Annotated in this window: 18 protein-coding genes; 5 read left to right on the top strand and 13 right to left on the bottom strand. The window is 68.9% G+C overall.

What is annotated here, in order from left to right:
* Positions 1–72 precede the first annotated feature (72 nt).
* Together JMT67_RS08500 and JMT67_RS08505 are read left to right on the top strand one after the other, a co-directional pair.
* Entirely contained in the window at positions 73–870 is a 798-nt protein-coding gene (locus JMT67_RS08500) for an enoyl-ACP reductase FabI (RefSeq protein WP_183218344.1), read from the top strand.
* Positions 871–912: 42 nt separating this feature from the next.
* Entirely contained in the window at positions 913–2,094 is a 1,182-nt protein-coding gene (locus JMT67_RS08505; protein WP_233455840.1) for a benzoate/H(+) symporter BenE family transporter, read from the top strand.
* Here JMT67_RS08505 and JMT67_RS08510 read toward each other — a convergent pair.
* The 11 genes from JMT67_RS08510 to JMT67_RS08560 all read right to left on the bottom strand — a co-directional run bounded on the left by JMT67_RS08510 (position 2,091) and on the right by JMT67_RS08560 (position 11,842).
* Entirely contained in the window at positions 2,091–2,807 is a 717-nt protein-coding gene (locus JMT67_RS08510; protein WP_201463226.1) for a glutathione S-transferase N-terminal domain-containing protein, read from the bottom strand. The genes JMT67_RS08505 and JMT67_RS08510 overlap by 4 nt on opposite strands.
* Positions 2,808–2,883: 76 nt before the next feature.
* Entirely contained in the window at positions 2,884–3,411 is a 528-nt protein-coding gene (gene rimM / locus JMT67_RS08515) for a ribosome maturation factor RimM (protein ID WP_201463227.1), read from the bottom strand.
* Between the two features lie 241 nt (positions 3,412–3,652).
* Positions 3,653–4,168, bottom strand: coding sequence for a 30S ribosomal protein S16 (gene rpsP, locus JMT67_RS08520; RefSeq protein ID WP_054764044.1), 516 nt, complete (start codon positions 4,166–4,168; stop codon positions 3,653–3,655).
* A 24-nt stretch (positions 4,169–4,192) separates the two neighbouring features.
* Entirely contained in the window at positions 4,193–5,728 is a 1,536-nt protein-coding gene (ffh, locus tag JMT67_RS08525; RefSeq protein ID WP_201463228.1) for a signal recognition particle protein, read from the bottom strand.
* 333 nt (positions 5,729–6,061) lie between these two features.
* A complete protein-coding gene (locus JMT67_RS08530) occupies positions 6,062–7,432 on the bottom strand; it encodes a S41 family peptidase (RefSeq protein WP_183218314.1) in 1,371 nt (456 codons plus the stop codon).
* A gap of 157 nt (positions 7,433–7,589) precedes the next feature.
* Positions 7,590–8,678: a murein hydrolase activator EnvC family protein gene (locus JMT67_RS08535; RefSeq protein ID WP_201463229.1), complete on the bottom strand. Its 1,089-nt coding sequence runs from the start codon at positions 8,676–8,678 to the stop codon at positions 7,590–7,592.
* Between the two features lies 1 nt (position 8,679).
* On the bottom strand, positions 8,680–9,144 hold the full coding sequence (rlmH, locus tag JMT67_RS08540) for a 23S rRNA (pseudouridine(1915)-N(3))-methyltransferase RlmH (protein ID WP_152948980.1): 465 nt from the start codon (positions 9,142–9,144) through the stop codon (positions 8,680–8,682).
* 3 nt (positions 9,145–9,147) lie between these two features.
* A complete protein-coding gene (gene rsfS / locus JMT67_RS08545) occupies positions 9,148–9,573 on the bottom strand; it encodes a ribosome silencing factor (protein ID WP_082382550.1) in 426 nt (141 codons plus the stop codon).
* 133 nt (positions 9,574–9,706) lie between these two features.
* Positions 9,707–10,405 (bottom strand): nicotinate-nucleotide adenylyltransferase, encoded by a 699-nt coding sequence (locus JMT67_RS08550; RefSeq protein WP_257720136.1) that lies wholly within the window; start codon positions 10,403–10,405, stop codon positions 9,707–9,709.
* Positions 10,406–10,457: 52 nt separating this feature from the next.
* Positions 10,458–11,348: an alpha/beta hydrolase gene (locus JMT67_RS08555; protein WP_201464016.1), complete on the bottom strand. Its 891-nt coding sequence runs from the start codon at positions 11,346–11,348 to the stop codon at positions 10,458–10,460.
* 2 nt (positions 11,349–11,350) lie between these two features.
* The gene (locus JMT67_RS08560) at positions 11,351–11,842 is read right to left on the bottom strand and encodes a Fur family transcriptional regulator (protein WP_054764050.1); all 492 of its coding nucleotides are present in this window, start codon (positions 11,840–11,842) and stop codon (positions 11,351–11,353) included.
* A 102-nt stretch (positions 11,843–11,944) separates the two neighbouring features.
* Here JMT67_RS08560 and JMT67_RS08565 point away from each other — a divergent pair, with 102 nt between their 5' ends.
* Together JMT67_RS08565 and JMT67_RS08570 are read left to right on the top strand one after the other, a co-directional pair.
* The gene (locus JMT67_RS08565) at positions 11,945–13,975 is read left to right on the top strand and encodes a TonB-dependent receptor (protein WP_201463230.1); all 2,031 of its coding nucleotides are present in this window, start codon (positions 11,945–11,947) and stop codon (positions 13,973–13,975) included.
* 86 nt (positions 13,976–14,061) lie between these two features.
* On the top strand, positions 14,062–14,838 hold the full coding sequence (locus tag JMT67_RS08570) for a SapC family protein (RefSeq protein ID WP_201463231.1): 777 nt from the start codon (positions 14,062–14,064) through the stop codon (positions 14,836–14,838).
* A gap of 58 nt (positions 14,839–14,896) precedes the next feature.
* Here the strand turns inward: JMT67_RS08570 and JMT67_RS08575 are convergent, their stop codons facing one another.
* Both JMT67_RS08575 and JMT67_RS08580 read right to left on the bottom strand, forming a co-directional pair.
* Positions 14,897–15,304, bottom strand: a complete 408-nt coding sequence (locus JMT67_RS08575) for a hotdog family protein (protein ID WP_054764053.1) — start codon at positions 15,302–15,304, stop codon at positions 14,897–14,899.
* A gap of 9 nt (positions 15,305–15,313) precedes the next feature.
* Positions 15,314–16,342: an NADP-dependent oxidoreductase gene (locus JMT67_RS08580; RefSeq protein ID WP_201463232.1), complete on the bottom strand. Its 1,029-nt coding sequence runs from the start codon at positions 16,340–16,342 to the stop codon at positions 15,314–15,316.
* Positions 16,343–16,672: 330 nt separating this feature from the next.
* Between JMT67_RS08580 and JMT67_RS08585 the strand changes: the two genes are divergently transcribed.
* On the top strand, positions 16,673–17,020 hold the full coding sequence (locus JMT67_RS08585) for a hypothetical protein (RefSeq protein WP_152948986.1): 348 nt from the start codon (positions 16,673–16,675) through the stop codon (positions 17,018–17,020).
* The last annotated feature ends 47 nt before the right edge of the window (positions 17,021–17,067 follow it).

A 17,067-nucleotide genomic window follows, 5' to 3' on the forward strand; every position in this document is an offset into this window, starting at 1 on the left:
CGCGCCGACCCCTGCTAACCCTCCCGGCAAATCATCAGGAGACGAACCATGGCCACATCCGAAGGCTGGGACATGCCGACCGGCGACCTCATGAAGGGCAAGAAGGGCCTGATCATGGGGGTGGCCAATTCGAGTTCGATCGCCTGGGGCATCGCCTCGCAGCTGGCGGCGCAGGGCGCCGAACTGGCCTTCACCTATCTGGGCGAGAGCCTGGAGCGGCGCGTGCGCCCTCTGGCCGAGAGCGTCGGCGCCAAGCTGCTGATCCCGGCCGACGTCACCGACGACGCCTCGATGGACGCCGCCTTCGCCGAGCTGGAAAAGACCTTCGGCACGATCGACTTCGTCGTCCACTCGGTGGCCTTCGCCAACAAGGACGAGCTGAAGGGCAGTTTCGTCGACAACACCACCCGCGACAGCTTCCTTCTGGCCCTGAACATCTCGGCCTTCAGCTTCGTGGACGTGTCGCGTCGCGCCGCCAAGCTGATGCCGAACGGCGGCAGCCTGATCACCCTGACCTATCTGGGGTCCGAACGGGTCATTCCGAACTACAACACCATGGGCGTGGCCAAGGCGGCGCTGGAGGCGGCGACCCGCTATATCGCGCGCGACCTGGGGCCCAAGAACATCCGCGTCAACGCCATTTCGGCCGGGGCCATGCGCACCCTGTCGCTGGCCGGAATCTCGGGCGGGCGCGGCCTGCACTCCAAGAGCGCCCAGTTCTCCCTGATCAAGGAAGAGACCTCGATGGAGGGCGTCGCCGGCGCCGCCCTGTGGCTGTGCTCGGACCTGGGTCGCTCGACCACGGGCGAGGTGGTCCATGTGGACGCCGGCTTCCACGCCGTGGGTCTGCCGGAAGACTTCGAAGGCTGATCCCGCTTCCGCCCCTTGAGGCGACGGTTTAAGGGCCGGAGCATGACTGCTCCGGCCTTTTCCATGCGCGCCCCGCCCGCCTCCGCCTTTTCTTCGGCGGCCGTCGCCACGGTGATCGGCTTCGGCGGGACCGTGGCCCTGGTGGTTCAGGCGGGGCAGGCCCTGGGCGCGGACGCCGGCCAGATCGGCTCCATGGTGACTGCGCTCTGCCTAGCCATCGGCGTTCCCGGCGCCCTCTTGAGCTGGCGGCTGAAAATCCCCGTGGTCCTGGCCTGGTCCACGCCGGGCGCGGCCCTGCTGGCCGCTTCGACGCTGGGGCTGTCGTGGGCGACGGCGGTCGGCGCCTTCGTCTTTGCCGCCCTGCTGATGATCCTGACCGGCCTGATCCCGGCCCTGGGACGGCTGGCGGGGCGGATCCCGTCAGCGATCGCCTCGGCCATGCTGGCGGGGGTTCTGCTGCCCTTTGTGCTGCGGCTGTTCAAGATCGTGCCCGACGAGACGGCGTTGACGGTGGGTCTGATTGCGATCTTTCTGGTCTTGCGGCGGCTTTGGCCGACCTGGGCCCTGCCCGCCGTTCTGGGCGCGGCCTTTGCGGTTCTGGCGATGCGGGGACAGTTGGGCCTGCCCGCTGGAACCGGCCTGTTCGGACATCTGGAGCCCGTCGCCCCCGCCTTTGACTGGAAGGCGGCGGTCAGTCTGGGCTTTCCGCTGTTTCTGGTGACCCTGGCGGCGCAGAATCTGCCGGGGCTGGTCGTGTTGCAGAGCGCGGGCTATCCGCCGCCGGCCAATCGGCTGATCCTGTCGACCGGGATCGCCAGCCTGATCGCGGCGCCCTTTGGAGCCCATGGGGTCAATCTGGCGGCCATCACGGCGGCGATCTGCACCGGGCCGGACGCCCATCCGGATGCGGGTCGGCGCTGGATCGTCGGGGTGATCTACGGCGGCTTCTACCTCATCGTGGCCCTGTTCGCCGCGCCGCTGGCGGGCCTGTTCATCGCCATGCCCCCGGCCGTGCTGGCGGCCGTGACGGGACTGGCCCTGATCGCCCCCCTGACCGGCGCCTTGCAGAGCCTGACGGCCGATGCGCCCTCGCGCGAGGCCGCCGTCCTGACCTTTGCGGCGACGGCCTCGGGACTGGCCCTGTTCGGGGTGGGATCGGCCTTCTGGGGGCTGGTCGTCGGATTTGCGGCCCTGGGCGCGGGGCGCCTGCTCCGTCGCGCCTAGTTCCGCGCCGGGATGTTCAGACCGCGCTGCACCGCAGGACGGGCCAGGCCGCGCTCCAGCCAGGCTGCGACGCGGGGGAAGTCCGCAAAGCCCACGATCTCGCCCGCCTCATAGAAGCCGATCAGATTGCGGACCCAGCCGAGGGTGGCGACATCGGCGATGGAATAGTCGCCCATGATCCAGTCGCGGGGTTCTCCGCCCTCATTGGCAAGCCGCGTCTCCAGCACGCCCAGCAGGCGGCGGCTTTCGGCGACGTAGCGGTCGCGCGGACGCTTGTCCTCATAGTCCTTGCCCGCGAACTTGTGGAAGAAGCCCAGCTGGCCGAACATGGGGCCGATCGCCCCCATCTGGAACATGATCCACTGGATCGTCTCGTACCGTGTGGCGGGATCGCTCGAGAGCAGTTTGCCTGTCTTTTCCGCCAGATAGATCAGGATGGCGCCGGATTCGAACAGGGCCAAGGGCTGACCGTTCGGGCCGTCGGGATCGAGGATGGCCGGGATCTTGCCGTTGGGGTTCAGCGACAGATATTCCGGCCCCCAGGTCTCATTGGCCATGATGTCGATCAGGTGCGGCTCATAGGCCAGGCCGATCTCCTCCAGCATGATCGAGACCTTCACGCCGTTGGGCGTGGGCAGGGAATAGAGCTGGAGCCGATCAGGATGCTGGGCCGGCCAGCGGGTGGTGATCGGGAAGGCGGACAGGTCGGTCATGGCGAGGCCTCGGCTTTGCGATAGGCCTATGTCGGCGCCCGCCGCGCCATTCGCAACACCCTTGGGCGCGAATACCTCAGTCCGGCTCGCGCTCGCCGACTTCGGTCGGGGGCGCGGCGGTCAGCCAGCCTTCGGAAAGCCGCAGCTCGGGCGTCGCTTCCTTGGTGAAGGGCAGGTACCAGGTCGGACCGCCGGTCGCGGGGGCGATCTCCAGCATGTCGTCGGCGCCGAAATTCTGGACCGACTTGACCGAGCCCATGGCGGCGCCGGCGATGTCGCGGACCTCCAGGCCGATCAGGTCGGCGAGATAGAATTCGTCCTCCTCCGGCTCGGGGAAGCGGTCGCGGGGGACGTAGAGTTTCAGGCCGCGCAGGGCGTCGGCCTGTTCCTTGGTGGCGACCTCCTTGGCCCGGCCGACGACGCCGTTCTTGTCCGGCCGGGTCGAGGTCAGGGTCAGGGCCACCGAGCCGTCTGCGCGCAACAGCGGACCATAGGCGGTCAGGGCCAGGGGATCGGCGGTGAAGGCGGTCACCCGCACCTCGCCCCGCACCCCGAAACCGCCGCCGATCTGGCCGACGAGGATGAGCCTTCTTTCCTGGGTCATGGTCTGGGTCCGTCGTCCTAGATCTTCCCCCGCTTGCGGGGGAAGTGTCAGGCCGTGACGCGAAGCGGCACGCCTGACGATGGGGGAAGTCCTCTTCCTTGGAAGAACACTCCCCTCTCCGACCCTGGATCGGCTGCGCCGATCGCCGGGCCACCTCTCCCGCAAGCGGGAGAGGGTCTAGTAGCGCATGAAAAAGGCGGCGTCACAGGACGCCGCCTTGATCGTGTCGAGACCGAAGGCCTTAGGCCTCGGTGGTCTCTTCAGCAGCCGGGGCTTCTTCAGCGGCGGCTTCGGCGGCCGGAGCCTCTTCAGCAGCCGGAGCGTTCTTGGCGGCTTCGGCCTCTTCCTTGGCGCGGGCGGCGGCTTCGGCGGCTTCAGCCTTGGCGGCGGCTTCGGCTTCCAGGCGGTCGGCTTCGCGCTGGGCGCGTTCAGCGGCGCGCTCCTGCGCCTTCTTGCCGGGGGCGCCCTTGTTCGGGTTGTTGCCCTGCGACCACTTCACCTTGGCGCCCAGGGTCTCGTCCTGCGACAGGAAGCGGGCGACGCGGTCGGTCGGCTGGGCGCCCTTGCCGAGCCATTCGGCGATCCGCTCGACCTTCAGGGCGACGCGCGGCTGGGCGCCGTCCTTGGGCAGCATCGGGTTGTAGGAGCCGACCTTCTCGATGAACTTGCCGTCGCGCGGGGCGTGCGAATCGGCGACGACGATGTGGTAGTAGGGGCGCTTCTTGGCGCCGCCGCGGGCCAGACGAATCTTCAGCATTTCAAGTCTCTTTCTAGGAAGTCGTTATTTCTTGGGAAGGCCGGGCAGGCCCGGAAGCCCCCCCGGCAGTTGTCCGCCGCCCAGACCCGCCAGGCGGTCCTGAATGGCTTTCAATTCGTCGGCCGAGGGCTCGGCCATCTTGCCGCCGCCCAGGGCCTTCAGTCGGTTCAGATCGGGGCCGCCGCCCATGCCGGGGATGCCCCCGCCGCCGCCGAGGCCGCCCAGCATGGCGGCCATCTGCTGCATCTTCTTGGGACCGCCGCGCGCCATCTGTTTGACCATGTCGGCCATCTGGCGGTGCTGTTTCAGCACGCGGTTGACGTCCTGGACCTCGACCCCGGCGCCGGCGGCGATCCGCTTCTTGCGGCTGGCGTTCAGGAGGTCGGGCTTCTTGCGCTCGGCCTTGGTCATCGAGGAGATGATGGCTTCCTGGCGCAGGATCATGCGGTCGTCGACGCCGCTGTCGGCCATCTGGGCCTTCATCTTGGCCACGCCGGGCAGCATGCCCATGATGCCCTGAAGCCCGCCCATCCGCTTCATCTGCTGAAGCTGGCCGGCGAGATCGTCCAGGTCGAACTGGCCCTTGGCCAGCTTCCTGGCCATCTTTTCGGCCTTGGCCTGGTCCAGGTCCTGGGCGGCCTTTTCGACCAGGGCGACGATGTCGCCCTGCCCCAGGATGCGGCCGGCGACGCGGCGGGCGTCGAAGACGTCCAGCGCATCGACCTTTTCGCCGGCGCCCAGATATTTGATCGGCAGGCCGGTGACGGCCCGCATCGACAGCATGGCGCCGCCGCGGCCGTCGCCGTCGGCCCGGGTCAGGACCAGGCCGGTCAGGGGCAGGCGCTCATGGAAGGCCTTGGCGGTGCGGACGGCGTCCTGGCCGGTCAGGCTGTCGGCGACCAGCAGGGTCTCGACCGGCTTGGCGATGTCGGCGACCTCGGCCACCTCGTTCATCAGCCCTTCGTCCAGGGTGATGCGGCCGGCGGTGTCGAGGATCAGGACGTCGAAGCCCTGAAGCTTGGCGGACTGCAGGGCCCGGCGGGTGATCTGGACCGCGCTTTCGCCCGCCACGATGGGCAGGACGGCGACGTCGATCTGTTTGCCCAGCTGGGCCAGCTGCTCCATGGCGGCCGGACGGCGCGTGTCCAGCGAGGCCATCATGACCTTCTTGCGATCGAACTTGGTCAGGCGCAGCGCCAGCTTGGCCGAGGTCGTGGTCTTGCCCGAGCCCTGAAGGCCGGCCATCAGCACCACGGCGGGCGGGTTGGCGTTGGTGTTCAGCGGGACCGGCTCTTCGCCGCCCAGCATTTCGATCAGACCGTCATAGACGATCTTGACCACCTGATCGGCGGGCTTGACCGAACGGATGACCTCTTCGCCGGTGGCGCGCTCGGTGGCGAAGGCGATGAATTCCTTGACGACCGGCAGGGCGACGTCGGCCTCGAGCAGGGCCACGCGCACCTCGCGCATCGCCTCGGCCACATCCTTTTCGGACAGGGCGCCGCGGCCGGTGATCCGGTCGAAAACGCCTGTCAGCCGCTCGTTCAGAGCCTCGAACATTCACTACCTCATGTGGCGCAGGTGAAACGGCTCCATACGACAACGACCCCCGGCGACGATCACGTCGGCGGAGGGTTCTCGCCCACCTCGTCCCGACGGAGCGGGGGTCGTGTGGGTGGAGACGCGAGGTTCACTTGCGTCGGAAGCGGCGGCTTATGAAGGAAAACGGGGGGAAAGGCAACCGATGCGAGTCACGTCCCCGCCCGCTTTGCGTCATCCTCGGGCTTGACCCGAGGATCGAATGCGCCGCCGCTCTGCGCGGACGTCAGGCGCACGTCTCGCTCCTCGCCCGATCCTCGGGTCAAGCCCGAGGATGACGGAGAAGACTAGACATCAGTCCTCAGGCGTCTCTTCCGACCCCTCGTCCGCCTTCGGTTCCGAACCCGGCTCGGTCACCACAATCCCCTCCGGCGGGGCCGACAGTTTGGACAGGTCGCCGCCGGCGCGCAGGACGTCCAGGGCGCGTTGCAGCTGGTAGTCTTTTTCCTTGTCATAGGCCTCGCCCGGGGCTTCACGCGGGGTGTGCGGCCCCTTGCGCTCGGCGCCGATGGAGGAGTCCAGGGCCGTGGCGTAGGCGGCCTCGGAATAGATGAAGCTGGAGCGCGAGACGATCCGGGCCTCGGCCTCGGACCGGGCGACCTCCAGGTCCGGCTCGATGCCGATCTTCTGGATCGAGGCGCCCGAGGGCGTGTAGTAGCGGGCCGTGGTGATCGACAGGGCGCCGTCGCGCCCCTGACGCAGCGGGATCACCGTCTGGACCGAGCCCTTGCCGAAGCTGGTCAGGCCGACGATGGTCGCCCGCTCGTGGTCCTTCAGGGCGCCGGCGACGATTTCGGAGGCGGAGGCCGAGCCGTAGTTGACCAGGACCACCAGAGGCAGGCCGCCGGTCAGGTCGCCGGGCTTGGCGGAATAGCGCTGAATCTGCTCGGGCTTCCTGCCGCGCTGGCTGACGATCTCGCCGCGCTCCAGGAAGGCGTCGGACACGTCGATGGCCGCGTTCAGCAGGCCGCCGCCGTTGTTGCGCAGGTCCAGGACATAGCCCTTCACACCCGGCTTCTGAGCCTTGATCTTGGCGATGGCCTCGGACAGTTCGCGGCCGGTGTTCTCATTGAAGGTCGAGACGCGCAGATAGCCGAAATCGCCCTCGACCCGGCCAGTGACCGACTGGACCTTGATGATCTCGCGGGTCAGGGTCACCTCGCGCGGCTCCTCCCCGTCGCGCAGGAAGGTGACGCGCACGCTGGTGCCGGCCGCGCCGCGCAGCTTTTCCGACACCTGGCTGACGGTCAGGCCCGCCGCGTTCTGACCTTCGATGGCGCTGATGACGTCGCCGGCCTGAACCCCGGCCTTGGCGGCGGGGCTTTCGTCCATCGGGGAGATGACCTTCACCAGGCCGCCCTCGGAGGTGATGGTCAGGCCGACGCCCGAATACTGGCCCTCGGTCCGCTCGCGCAGTTCGTCATAGTTGGACGGCGGCAGATAGTTGGAGTGGGGATCCAGCGCCGTCATCATGCCGGCGAGGGCGGCCTCGATCAGCTTCTTGTTGTCGACCGGGACCACATAGGCCTGCTCGACGATGCCGACCACGTCGCCGAACAGCTCCAGCATGCGGAAGGTTTCGTTGCGGGGCGTCTGGCTGGTGGCGACGGCGGCCGAGCCGCCGAGAACCAGGGCGGCGCAGCCGACGAGGAGCAGTTTACGCATTCGGTCTCTTTCGGTCGGGCCGATCATGGAAGGCGCCCGTTGGGAGGGTAGGGCCGCACAGACACGACGAAATCGTGGCTGAGCGGCGTCGGTCCGATAAAATCAGCGTCCGGCGGGAAAGCAAGGCCAATCGTCGCCCGAGGGCGCATCCGGCCGCTCATTGCAGCCAAGGACCGGGGTCGATCGGGCGCTCGTCCCGGCGCAGTTCGAAATAGACGTCGCCGTCCGGCCCGCTGCGGCCCAGGGTCTGGCCGTCGGAGACCCGGGCGTCCGCCTGGACGTCCAACTGCTCCAGCCCGGCGATCACCGCCCGCCAGCCGGGGCCGAGATCAAGAATCACCACCTGGCCCCAGCCCGTCAGGGGACCGGCGTAGGCCACCTTGGCGTCAGCCGGGGCGGCGACGGGGGCGCGGTCGGCGCGCCAGCGCCAGCCCGAGGTTCCCGCCCCCCAGGTCTGGGTCGGCGCGCCGCGCACGGGCGGACTGAGCCGGTTGCGGCCGGCCGGCAGGCGCGCGGTCTCGGCCTCGGCGGCCTCGGCCTCCTGCGCGGAGGGGACGGCGCCGCCCAGGTCGCGGATTCGAGCCTCCAGCGCCCGCGCCGCCCGTTCGGCGCTGCGCGCCTCGGCGTTCAGCACGGCGGTGAGGGCGGTCTTGCGCGCGGTCAGCCCCTCGATCTGGGCGCGGCGATCGCCCTGGGCGCTTTCGGTGGTCAAGAGCCGTTCCGAGGACAGGACCGCCAGGCGGCGAATGCGCATGATCTCGGCCTGACGCTCGGCCAGGGCCTTGGCGCGGCGCTCCAGCTCGGGCGTCATGGCCTTCAACAGGATGGAGGCGCGCACCGTGTCGATCGCCTTGTCGGCGGGAACCAGAAGCGGCGGCGGCGGGCGGCGGCTCATCATCTGAAGCGCGCTGAGCAGACGCCCCTGGGCGCCGCGCTCGCGGGCCAGGTCCGTGACCAGGTCCGCCTCCCGTTCGCTCAGCTGCTTCAGCCGGGCCCTCTGGTCCTCGATCTGGCGGTCGTCGGTTCGTTCGTCGGCGCGCAGGGCGGCGAGCCGACGCTCCAGCTGGGCCAGTTCGGCCTTGGCGGCCTCGGCGTCGGCGCGCAGGCGCCGCGCCCGCACGGCCTCGTCGCGATAGTCGGCCTGGATCCGCGCCAGCTCGCTCTCGGACGCTTGGCGCCCCGCCGCCGGGGCGGCGAGGACCAGGCCCGTCATCAGGGCGAGAGAGAGTGCTGAGGCGCGGCCCATGTCAGTCGCGATGATAAGGCGATCCGGCCAGGATGGTCACGGCCCGATAGAGCTGTTCGGCCAACATGGCGCGGGCCAGGGCGTGGGGCCAGGTCTGGGGACCGAAGGCCAGGGTCGAGGCGGCGGCGGCGCGCACGCTTTCGTCCAGCCCGTCCGCCCCGCCGATGGCGAAGACCAGACGGCGTTCGCCCTGGTCGCGCAGCTTGGCGACGTGGTCGGCGAAGGCGCGCGAGGAATAGGTCTTGCCCCGTTCGTCGCAGGCGATCAGGTGCGCGCCCTCGGCGGCCGCAAGGATCAACTCGGCCTCCGGCGCCTTGCCGGGTTTACGGGCTTCCAGATCGATCAGTTCGAGGGGACCGAGGCCCAGCGCGCGTCCCGCAAGGGTGGCGCGCCGGGCGTAGTCGTCGGCGAGCGTCGCCTCAGGCCCCCGGCCCGGTCGGCCGATGGCGACGATGCTCAGCTTCATTCTCTAGTCGCGGACCATGCGGTGGGCCGAGTCCACGGCCCAGATCTTCTCGATATTGTAGAAGGTCCGCACTTCCGGGCGGAACAGGTGGACGATCACGTCGCCGGCGTCGATCAGCACCCAGTCGCAGTGCGGCAGGCCCTCGACCTTGGCCTTGCCCAGGCCCTGATCCTTCAGGGTGCGCAGCAGGTGGTCGGCGATGGCGCCGACGTGGCGGTGCGAGCGGCCGGAGGCGACGATCATGGTGTCGGCCATGGCGCTTTTGCCCTTCAGGTCGATCAGGACCATGTCCTGAGCCTTGTCCTCGTCGAGGCGGCTCAGCAGGGCTTCTTCAAGCGGAGTCGATCCGACCGGGCGGGGGACGGAATCCCCGAATGCGGCGGTCGTTTCAGATCCGTCTTCGGAATGGAGAGGTTCGATAGGGTCCATCTCGTGCGCCGTGTTCGAAACGGCGGCGTCTTGCGCGTCATACGCGGGCGAGGGGGTCAGCGGAGGGCTCCAGGAGCATTGACTAAAGCAGCCCCTTAGCACGGATGGGGGCGAACGTGAACCGGCGCCGGGATCACGAGCCCGCGTCCGGCCTCTTCGAGGCCCGGATGGCGGTCGAGGACAGGGGATTCAGGGGCGCCGTCAGATAGGTCCAGGCCGGGGCCGCCAGGGTCGGCAGAAGGCCCGCCTGCTCCGCCGGTATGCGGAAGGCGGCGAAGCGGGCGGCCGCCGGCGCCGTGCGGCTGTCCAGTTGCGATCCCGGCCGAGCGATCACCGCCACGGGCATCAGCCGCATGATGTCGGTCCAGCCCCTCCAGCGATGGAAGCCGGCCAGATTGTCCGATCCCATGACCCAGACGAAATGGACGCCCGGATGGCGGGCGACCAGCAGGCGCAGGGTCTCGACCGTCCAGACCACCCCGGCCCGGCTTTCGAAATCCGAGACGATCATGGACGGGCCCCCAACCCTGGCCTGGGCCTGGGCCGAGGCCATCCGTTCGGCCAGGGGGGCGCTGTCGCGCGCGTCCTTCAAAGGGTTCTGGGGGGAGACCAGCCAGACCACCCGATCCAGGCCCAGCCGCCGCATGGCCGTCTCGGCCACATGGGCGTGGCCTTCATGGGCCGGATTGAACGATCCGCCGAACAGGCCGACCTTCATCCCCGGCGTCAGGATCAGCCCGTCGCGAAGCGCCCCCGGTCGGGGGCCGGCGCCTTGGGGCGCGGGACCGGCGTGAAAGAAGGGCAAGCGAGGCGTCTCGGGGGTTATGCTCAAGGCGGCCTTATCATGGGGGCGACCGCCCTGTCCCCCGATTATTCGTCCGACCTCAGACGGCGGCTTCGAACAGGGCCTCGCGCGTCACGTCGGCGTGGGTCATGGGGAACATGTGACCGCCGCCGCGCACCACCTCGACCGAGACGTGCGGCAGGCCGCGCGGCGACGAGGGCACGTGGGTCAAGGCGCCGTGTTCCGCCTTTAGAATGCGGATTGGACCGCAATAGAGGCGAAGCGCCCGCCAGGGATCGTGCGCCTGGGCGGCGTAGTTGGCCGCCTCCCAGGCCGGGGTGGCGGCCAGGGTGAAGCCGTCGGGGCCTTCCACCAAGCCTTCGGACAGATAGTCGGCCAGCACCATGTCGGGCCAGCCCTTGAACGCCCCCCGACCGCGGTAGGCGGCCATGGCCTCCTCGCGGCTGGCGAACAGGGCGCGGCGGCGAAGCGTGGCGCGTGCGATCGGAATGCGGGACAGAAACCGGTGGGCGAAGGGCAGGTTGAACACCAGCATGGCGGACCGCCGCCAGATCACTGCGTCCAGCAGAACCAGGCTGGCGACCCGGTCCGGCCGCTCCGCCGCCGCCAGCAGGGAGGCGGTCCCGCCCATGGAATGGCCCGCCAGGACCGGCGGCGGACCTTCGATCGTCTCCATCAGGGCCAGAAGATCGTCGCGGTGATCCCGCCAGCTGGTCTTGGGCCGGGCGAACACCGGCAGGTCAGAGGCCCCATGGCCACGAAGGTCCGGGGCCCAGATCCGCAGCGACGTCGACAGGGGCGACAACAGGCTGCGATAGGCGCCGGCGTTGAAACCGTTGGCGTGGGAGAAGATCAGATCGACCGGACGCTTCGGATCCCCGAAGTCCAGGACCGACATCCGCCCCCCGCCCCATCGATTGTCGATCGGGACGCTGAGCCGGCGCGGCGGAGACATCAGGGCCGCATCCATGATCAGGCCGCGTCCCGGCAGGCCGCGCACAGGCCGTGCGCCTCGATCGTGGTGCGGGCGATCGCATAGCCGGCGGCGGCGCCGGCGGCGGCGATGACGTCCTGGCCCGGCCCGTCAATCTCGCGCGTCACCCCGCAACAGTCGCAGATCAGAAAGGCGGCCGCATGGCTGCCCCCGACCTCCTGGCCGGCGCAGGCGACATAGGCGCTGATCGAAGCGATCCGATGGGCCATGCCGTGGCGTTCCAGGAATTCGAGCGCGCGATAGACGGTGGGCGGCTTGGCGGCCTGTCCGTCCTCGCCGAACCGGGCGATCAGATCATAGGCCTTCACCGGCTCGCCGCTCTCGAGCAGCAGCGACAGCACCCGGCGGCGCGGCGGGGTCATGCGCTCGCCGGCCGAGACCACCCGCGCCTCCGCCTCGGACAGGGCGCGGTCCAGGCGTGCGCCGTCAAGGCCGGAATGAAGATGATCATGGTCGCAGACGGCGTTCATGAGCCACAGCTAATCCTTGATAAGCCCGGCCGCAACAGAACACGGCTTGCAGTCCGTGATGTTATCTCATAACAGAAACGCTTCCTCTCCTGAACCCCAGTGATGTCCATGCGTCAGACCGTCACCCGCTCGCTTCTGCTTTCCGCCGTCGCCTGGAGCGCCCTGGGCGCCGCCGCCCTGGCCCAGACCGGCCCCGGCCGTCCGGCCCAGGTCGATGACGTCATCGTCACCGCCACCCCCTATGGCGTCACCCAGCGCGCCACCACCATCGCCACCGACGTGCTGGACGACCAGGCCCTGGCCATCGCCCCGGCGACGTCTCTGGGCGATCTGGTCAACGGCCTGCCAGGCGTGCGCTCGACCGACTTCGCCCCCGGCGCCAGCCGCCCGGTGATCCGGGGCCTGTCCGGCCCGCGCGTCCAGGTGCTGACCAACGGCCTGGGCCAGATCGACGCCAGCTCCGTTTCGCCGGACCACGCCGTGGCCACCGATCCCGGCGAAGCCCATCGGATCGAGGTCGTGCGCGGCCCGGCCACCCTGGTCTATGGCGGCTCGGCCATCGGCGGGGTGGTCAACATCATCGACGACCGCATCCCTGAAGCCCTGCCTGAAGGCGGGGTCGAGGGTCGGGTCTCGACCCAATATTCCAGCGTGGACGACGGCCGCGGCGCCTCGGGCCATGTCACCGTCGGCGCCGGCCGGTTCGCCTTCAACCTGAGCGGCGTGACCCGCAAGACGGACGATTATGACATCCCCTCTCCCGCCCGGTCCCAGGTTCTGGCCGACAGCGACGGCGAGCCGCGCGGCGCGGGCGACAAACAGCCGAACTCCTGGTCCGAGCTGAACGCCTGGGGCGTCGGCGGCTCCTATATCGCCGACAAGGGCTTCGTCGGCCTGTCCTACAAGAAGACCGAAAGCGAGTACGGCACGGTCGCCGAGCCGGAAGTCTTCATCAATCTGGAGCAGGAGCGCTGGGACGGCCGCGGCGAATACCGGTTCGACGCCGGTCCCTTCGCCAAGGTTCGCGCCTCCTACGGCCACGCCGACTACACCCACACCGAGTTCGAAGGACCGGGCGAGCCGGGCACCGTCTTCAACTCCGACGGCTGGGAGACCCGCGGCGAGCTGGTCCAGCGCGAGCGGAACGGCTGGAACGGCGCCGTCGGCGTCCAGGCCCTGGAGCGCAATTTCGAGGCGATCGGCGAGGAGGCCTTCGTCCCGACCGTCAAGATCGAGGAACAGGGCCTCTACACCGTCCAGCGCTATGACCGCGACCGCTACGGCTTCGAGGGCGGGCTGCGCTATGACCGCCGCACCCTGAGCGCCGTTCCGCTGGGCGAGACGGCCGAGGTGGAGCGTCAGTTCGACAACTGGTCCGCCAGCGGCGCCGCCTTCCTGCGTCCCCAGGCCGGCCTGTTCCTGGGGCTGAGCCTGTCGCGGACGGAACGCGCGCCCAGCGAGGTCGAACTGTTCGCCGACGGCGTCCACGTCGCCACCGCCGCCTATGAGACCGGCGACCTGGGCCTGGACACCGAGAAGGTGACCACGCTGGAGGGCACGGTCCACTTCGACCGTGACCGGTTCTCCGGGGATCTGCACCTCTACAAGGCCTGGTACGACGGCTTCATCGACGAACGCCGCACCGGCGCAGACTTCACCACCGACGAGGGCGAGACCTTCCCCGTCTATCGCTTCGTCCAGACCGACGCCGACTTCTACGGTTTCGAGGCCGAGGCCGCCTACGCCCTGTGGCAGGACGGAGATCGCAAACTGTCGCTGGAGGGGGCGGCCGACTATGTCCGCACCGACACGGACCTGGGTCCGGCCGCGCGCATTCCGCCCTGGTCGGCGACTGCCCGTCTGGCCTGGACCTCGACGCTTTGGGACCTGACTGGCGAAGTGCGCCACGTCGGCGAACAGGACAGGCTGGCGGAAGGCGAACTGCCGACCGACGCCTATACGCTGGTCAATCTGCGCGGCGCGGTTCGGCCGTTCGCCGACAAGGACGTCACCGTCTTCGCCGAGGCGCACAATCTGACGGACGAGGAGGCGCGCGAGCATACCTCCTTCCTGAAGGACATCGCGCCCCTGCCCGGGCGCAACCTGCGGATCGGCGTCAGCTACGCCTTCTGACCGGTTCCTGATCGGGCGGTTTGCCGCTGAGGCGGGCTTGGGCTAGAAGGCCCGCCTCATTCCACTCCAAGAGCGCCTGGCTCCTCATGACCGATACGAACAACTCGCCGCTCGAAGGCAACGTCCTCTTCTATACGAAGCCGGAACCGCTGGACCCGACCCTGCACGGCGCGCTGGGCGTCAACGCCGCCGACAAGCCCTACGCCTTCGTCGGCCAGACCAACATCGTGCCGCTGACGGTGACCGAGTTCGCCGCCGCCGCCCTGTCCTATCCGGTGATCTTCACCGGTGAGAACCGCCAGCCGGTCGTGGTCATGGGGCTGCGCCAGGGCGAGACCCTGTTCGTGGCGGACGACGGCGACTCCCGCCCCGACGCCTACATCCCCGCCTATGTGCGCCGCTATCCGTTCGTCTTCGCCGACGACAAGCAGAACCAGCGCCTGATCCTGTGCATCGACCGGGGCGCCCCGATCGTGGCCGAGGGCGGCCAGAACCCGCTGTTCGTCGAGGGCAAGCCCAGCGACTACACCAATATGGCGATGGAGTTCTGCAACAACTTCGAACAGGAGCGTCAGCGCACCGAAGCCTTCGTCAAGCTGATCCAGGACCTGGACCTGCTGGACGTGCGTGAAGCTGTCTTCACCCCGCGCAACCCGGACGGCACGCCCGGCGCGCCCCAGAAGCTGGCCGAATATTACGCCGTGTCGGAAGACAAGCTGAGGGCCCTGCCGGCCGAGAAGCTGGCCGAGCTGCGCGACAACGGCGCCCTGGGCCAGATCTATGCCCATCTGGTGTCGCTGCTGGGCTGGGACCGCCTGATCGCCCTGGCCTTCCTTCGCCAGGCCCCGGCCAGCGTCAACTGAGCCTCGGCCTGACGTCAAAGAGAACGCCCGCCGGTCGCACCGGCGGGCGTTTTCAATTTCAGCGTCGGGAGAACAGGGCGCGGGTCAGGCAGGAGAAGACCAGCCGCCCGGCCTCGTCCAGCAGATCGTGCTGGGCGATGACGATGCCTTTTCCGTCCCCGACCGGATCCTTGCCCATGACGGTCATCCGGCCTCGCAGCAGCTCGCCCGGCGGCGGATTGCGCAGATAACGCAGCCCGTCGACGGCCAGGATCTTGGTCTGGGCCCAGGCGCCCGACTTCTCGGCCGCCAACCGGCTCCACAGGGCGTAGATCATCGCATCGGGCGCCCCATAGGCGGCGTCCCAGCCGGGCGCGAACCGCTCGACGAAGAGGTCGAGCGCCCCCGGATCGACCGCACAGGCCCCCAGGGGCACGACCTGCCCCGTCTCCAGATCCTCGAAATGGACGAGCAGGGGGTCGCTCATGGAAATCCTTCAGCCTGGTTCTTCGGAAACACGGACCAGCAGCTTGCCGTCGTGGTCGCCGGTGAACAAGCGGTTCAACGAGTCCACCGCGCCTTCCAGGCCGTCATCGACGTGGACCTTCCACTTCACCCTGCCCTCGGCCAGCCACGAACCCATCTCCGCGACCATTTCGCGGGCGCGAGGCGCATAGTCCAGCACCAGGAAGCCCTGGACGTGGAGCCGATGGGTGATGATCCGGGCGAAGTTGGGCGACGGCGGCGCCTTGGTGGCGTTGTAGGATGAGACGAGGCCGCACACCGCCATCCGGCCGTGGACCTTGAGCCGGTTGAAGACGGCTATCATGATGTCGCCGCCGACGTTTTCGAAGTTGAGATCGATTCCGTCGGGCGCCAGCCGGTCCAGCGCGTCGCCGACGTCCTCGTTCTTGTAGTCGATCGCCGCGTCGAACCCGAGTTCGTCGGTCAGCCAGGCGCATTTCTCAGGGCCGCCGGCGACGCCGATGACGCGACAGCCGCGCTGTTTGGCGATCTGGCCGGCGATCGAACCCACCGCCCCCGCCGCCGCAGAGATCACCATCGTCTCGCCCGCCTTGGCTTTCAGCACGTCGGTGACGCCGAAATAGGCCGTAAGCCCGGTCATGCCCAGGACCGACATATTGGCCGTCAGCGGCAGGCCGGGCGCCCGGTGCACGGGCCGAAGCCCGGCTTCGGGCACGACGGCGTAATCCGCCCACCCACCGGCGGCGGGCATGACGACGTCGCCGACCTTGAACCGGTCCGACCGGCTGTGCTCCACCACCCCCAGGGTCAGGCCGCGCATGACCTCTCCCAGCCCCACAGGCGGCAGATAGCCTTCGGAATCGTTCATCCAGGTCCTGTTGGTGGGGTCCAGCGACAGATAGACGGTGCGGACCAGCGCCTCGGATTCCTTCACCTCCGGCACGGGCGTCTCGACCAGCTCCAGGTCGCCGGGCTGAACCAGGCCCTTGGGCCGCTGACGCAGCACCCACTGACGATTGATCTTGGCGTTGGAAACCATGCGTCTCTCTCCGTGCGTTTTCTTTGAGGATCATCTTGGCCCTGCGCGCGGCGCGGGTCGAGGGCCGGGTTGAAAAGAAAAAGGCGGTCCAAGCGGACCGCCTTTGAAGTGGCATCATCGAGAATGAGGTGCGGAGGCGGCAGATTGGCTGTCGCCAATCTCAAGTCGGGGGGGCGTCGCCGCCTCCGCAGTCTCCTAACGGCGTGGGTGAACCCCGGTTCCCGACAACAGGCGGCTTTTTTTCGTGCCTGGCGCGAAAGATCCCGGGTAGGAACGCCGTTACTCAGGCGGCGTTGTGTCTGGTCATAAGCAACAGCCGGGACGCAGACCATGACGCACCAAGAACCGCAACCGAACAACGATCGTCTGGTCGATCGTCAGGGCGTAGATGCGCGCTCGGCTCGCCAGGGCCGATCCGGCAGCCGAATCCTGCTGATCCTTATCGCCTCCCTGGGCGGCGCGGCGCTTTTGCTGGGTCTGCTTTGGATGTTCAGCCAGGGCGGCCTGTCCCAGACCAACGCCAACGACGGGGACCAGGCGGTCGATGCGCGCGCCTTCAGCGGCGATGCTGCGACGCCGCCGGCCGCCGACGCGCCGACCGGCCCGAACGGCGAGCCGCAGCCCGTGCCCACCGGAGAGGCGGCGAACGTCAACGCCCCGACCCAGCCGTCCAGCTGATGTGAAAAAGCCCCGGCGCCGAGGCGGCCGGGGCTTCATCCGCACCC

Origin of the sequence: Brevundimonas aurantiaca (assembly GCF_904830995.1) — a bacterium.
GTDB lineage: Bacteria > Pseudomonadota > Alphaproteobacteria > Caulobacterales > Caulobacteraceae > Brevundimonas > Brevundimonas aurantiaca.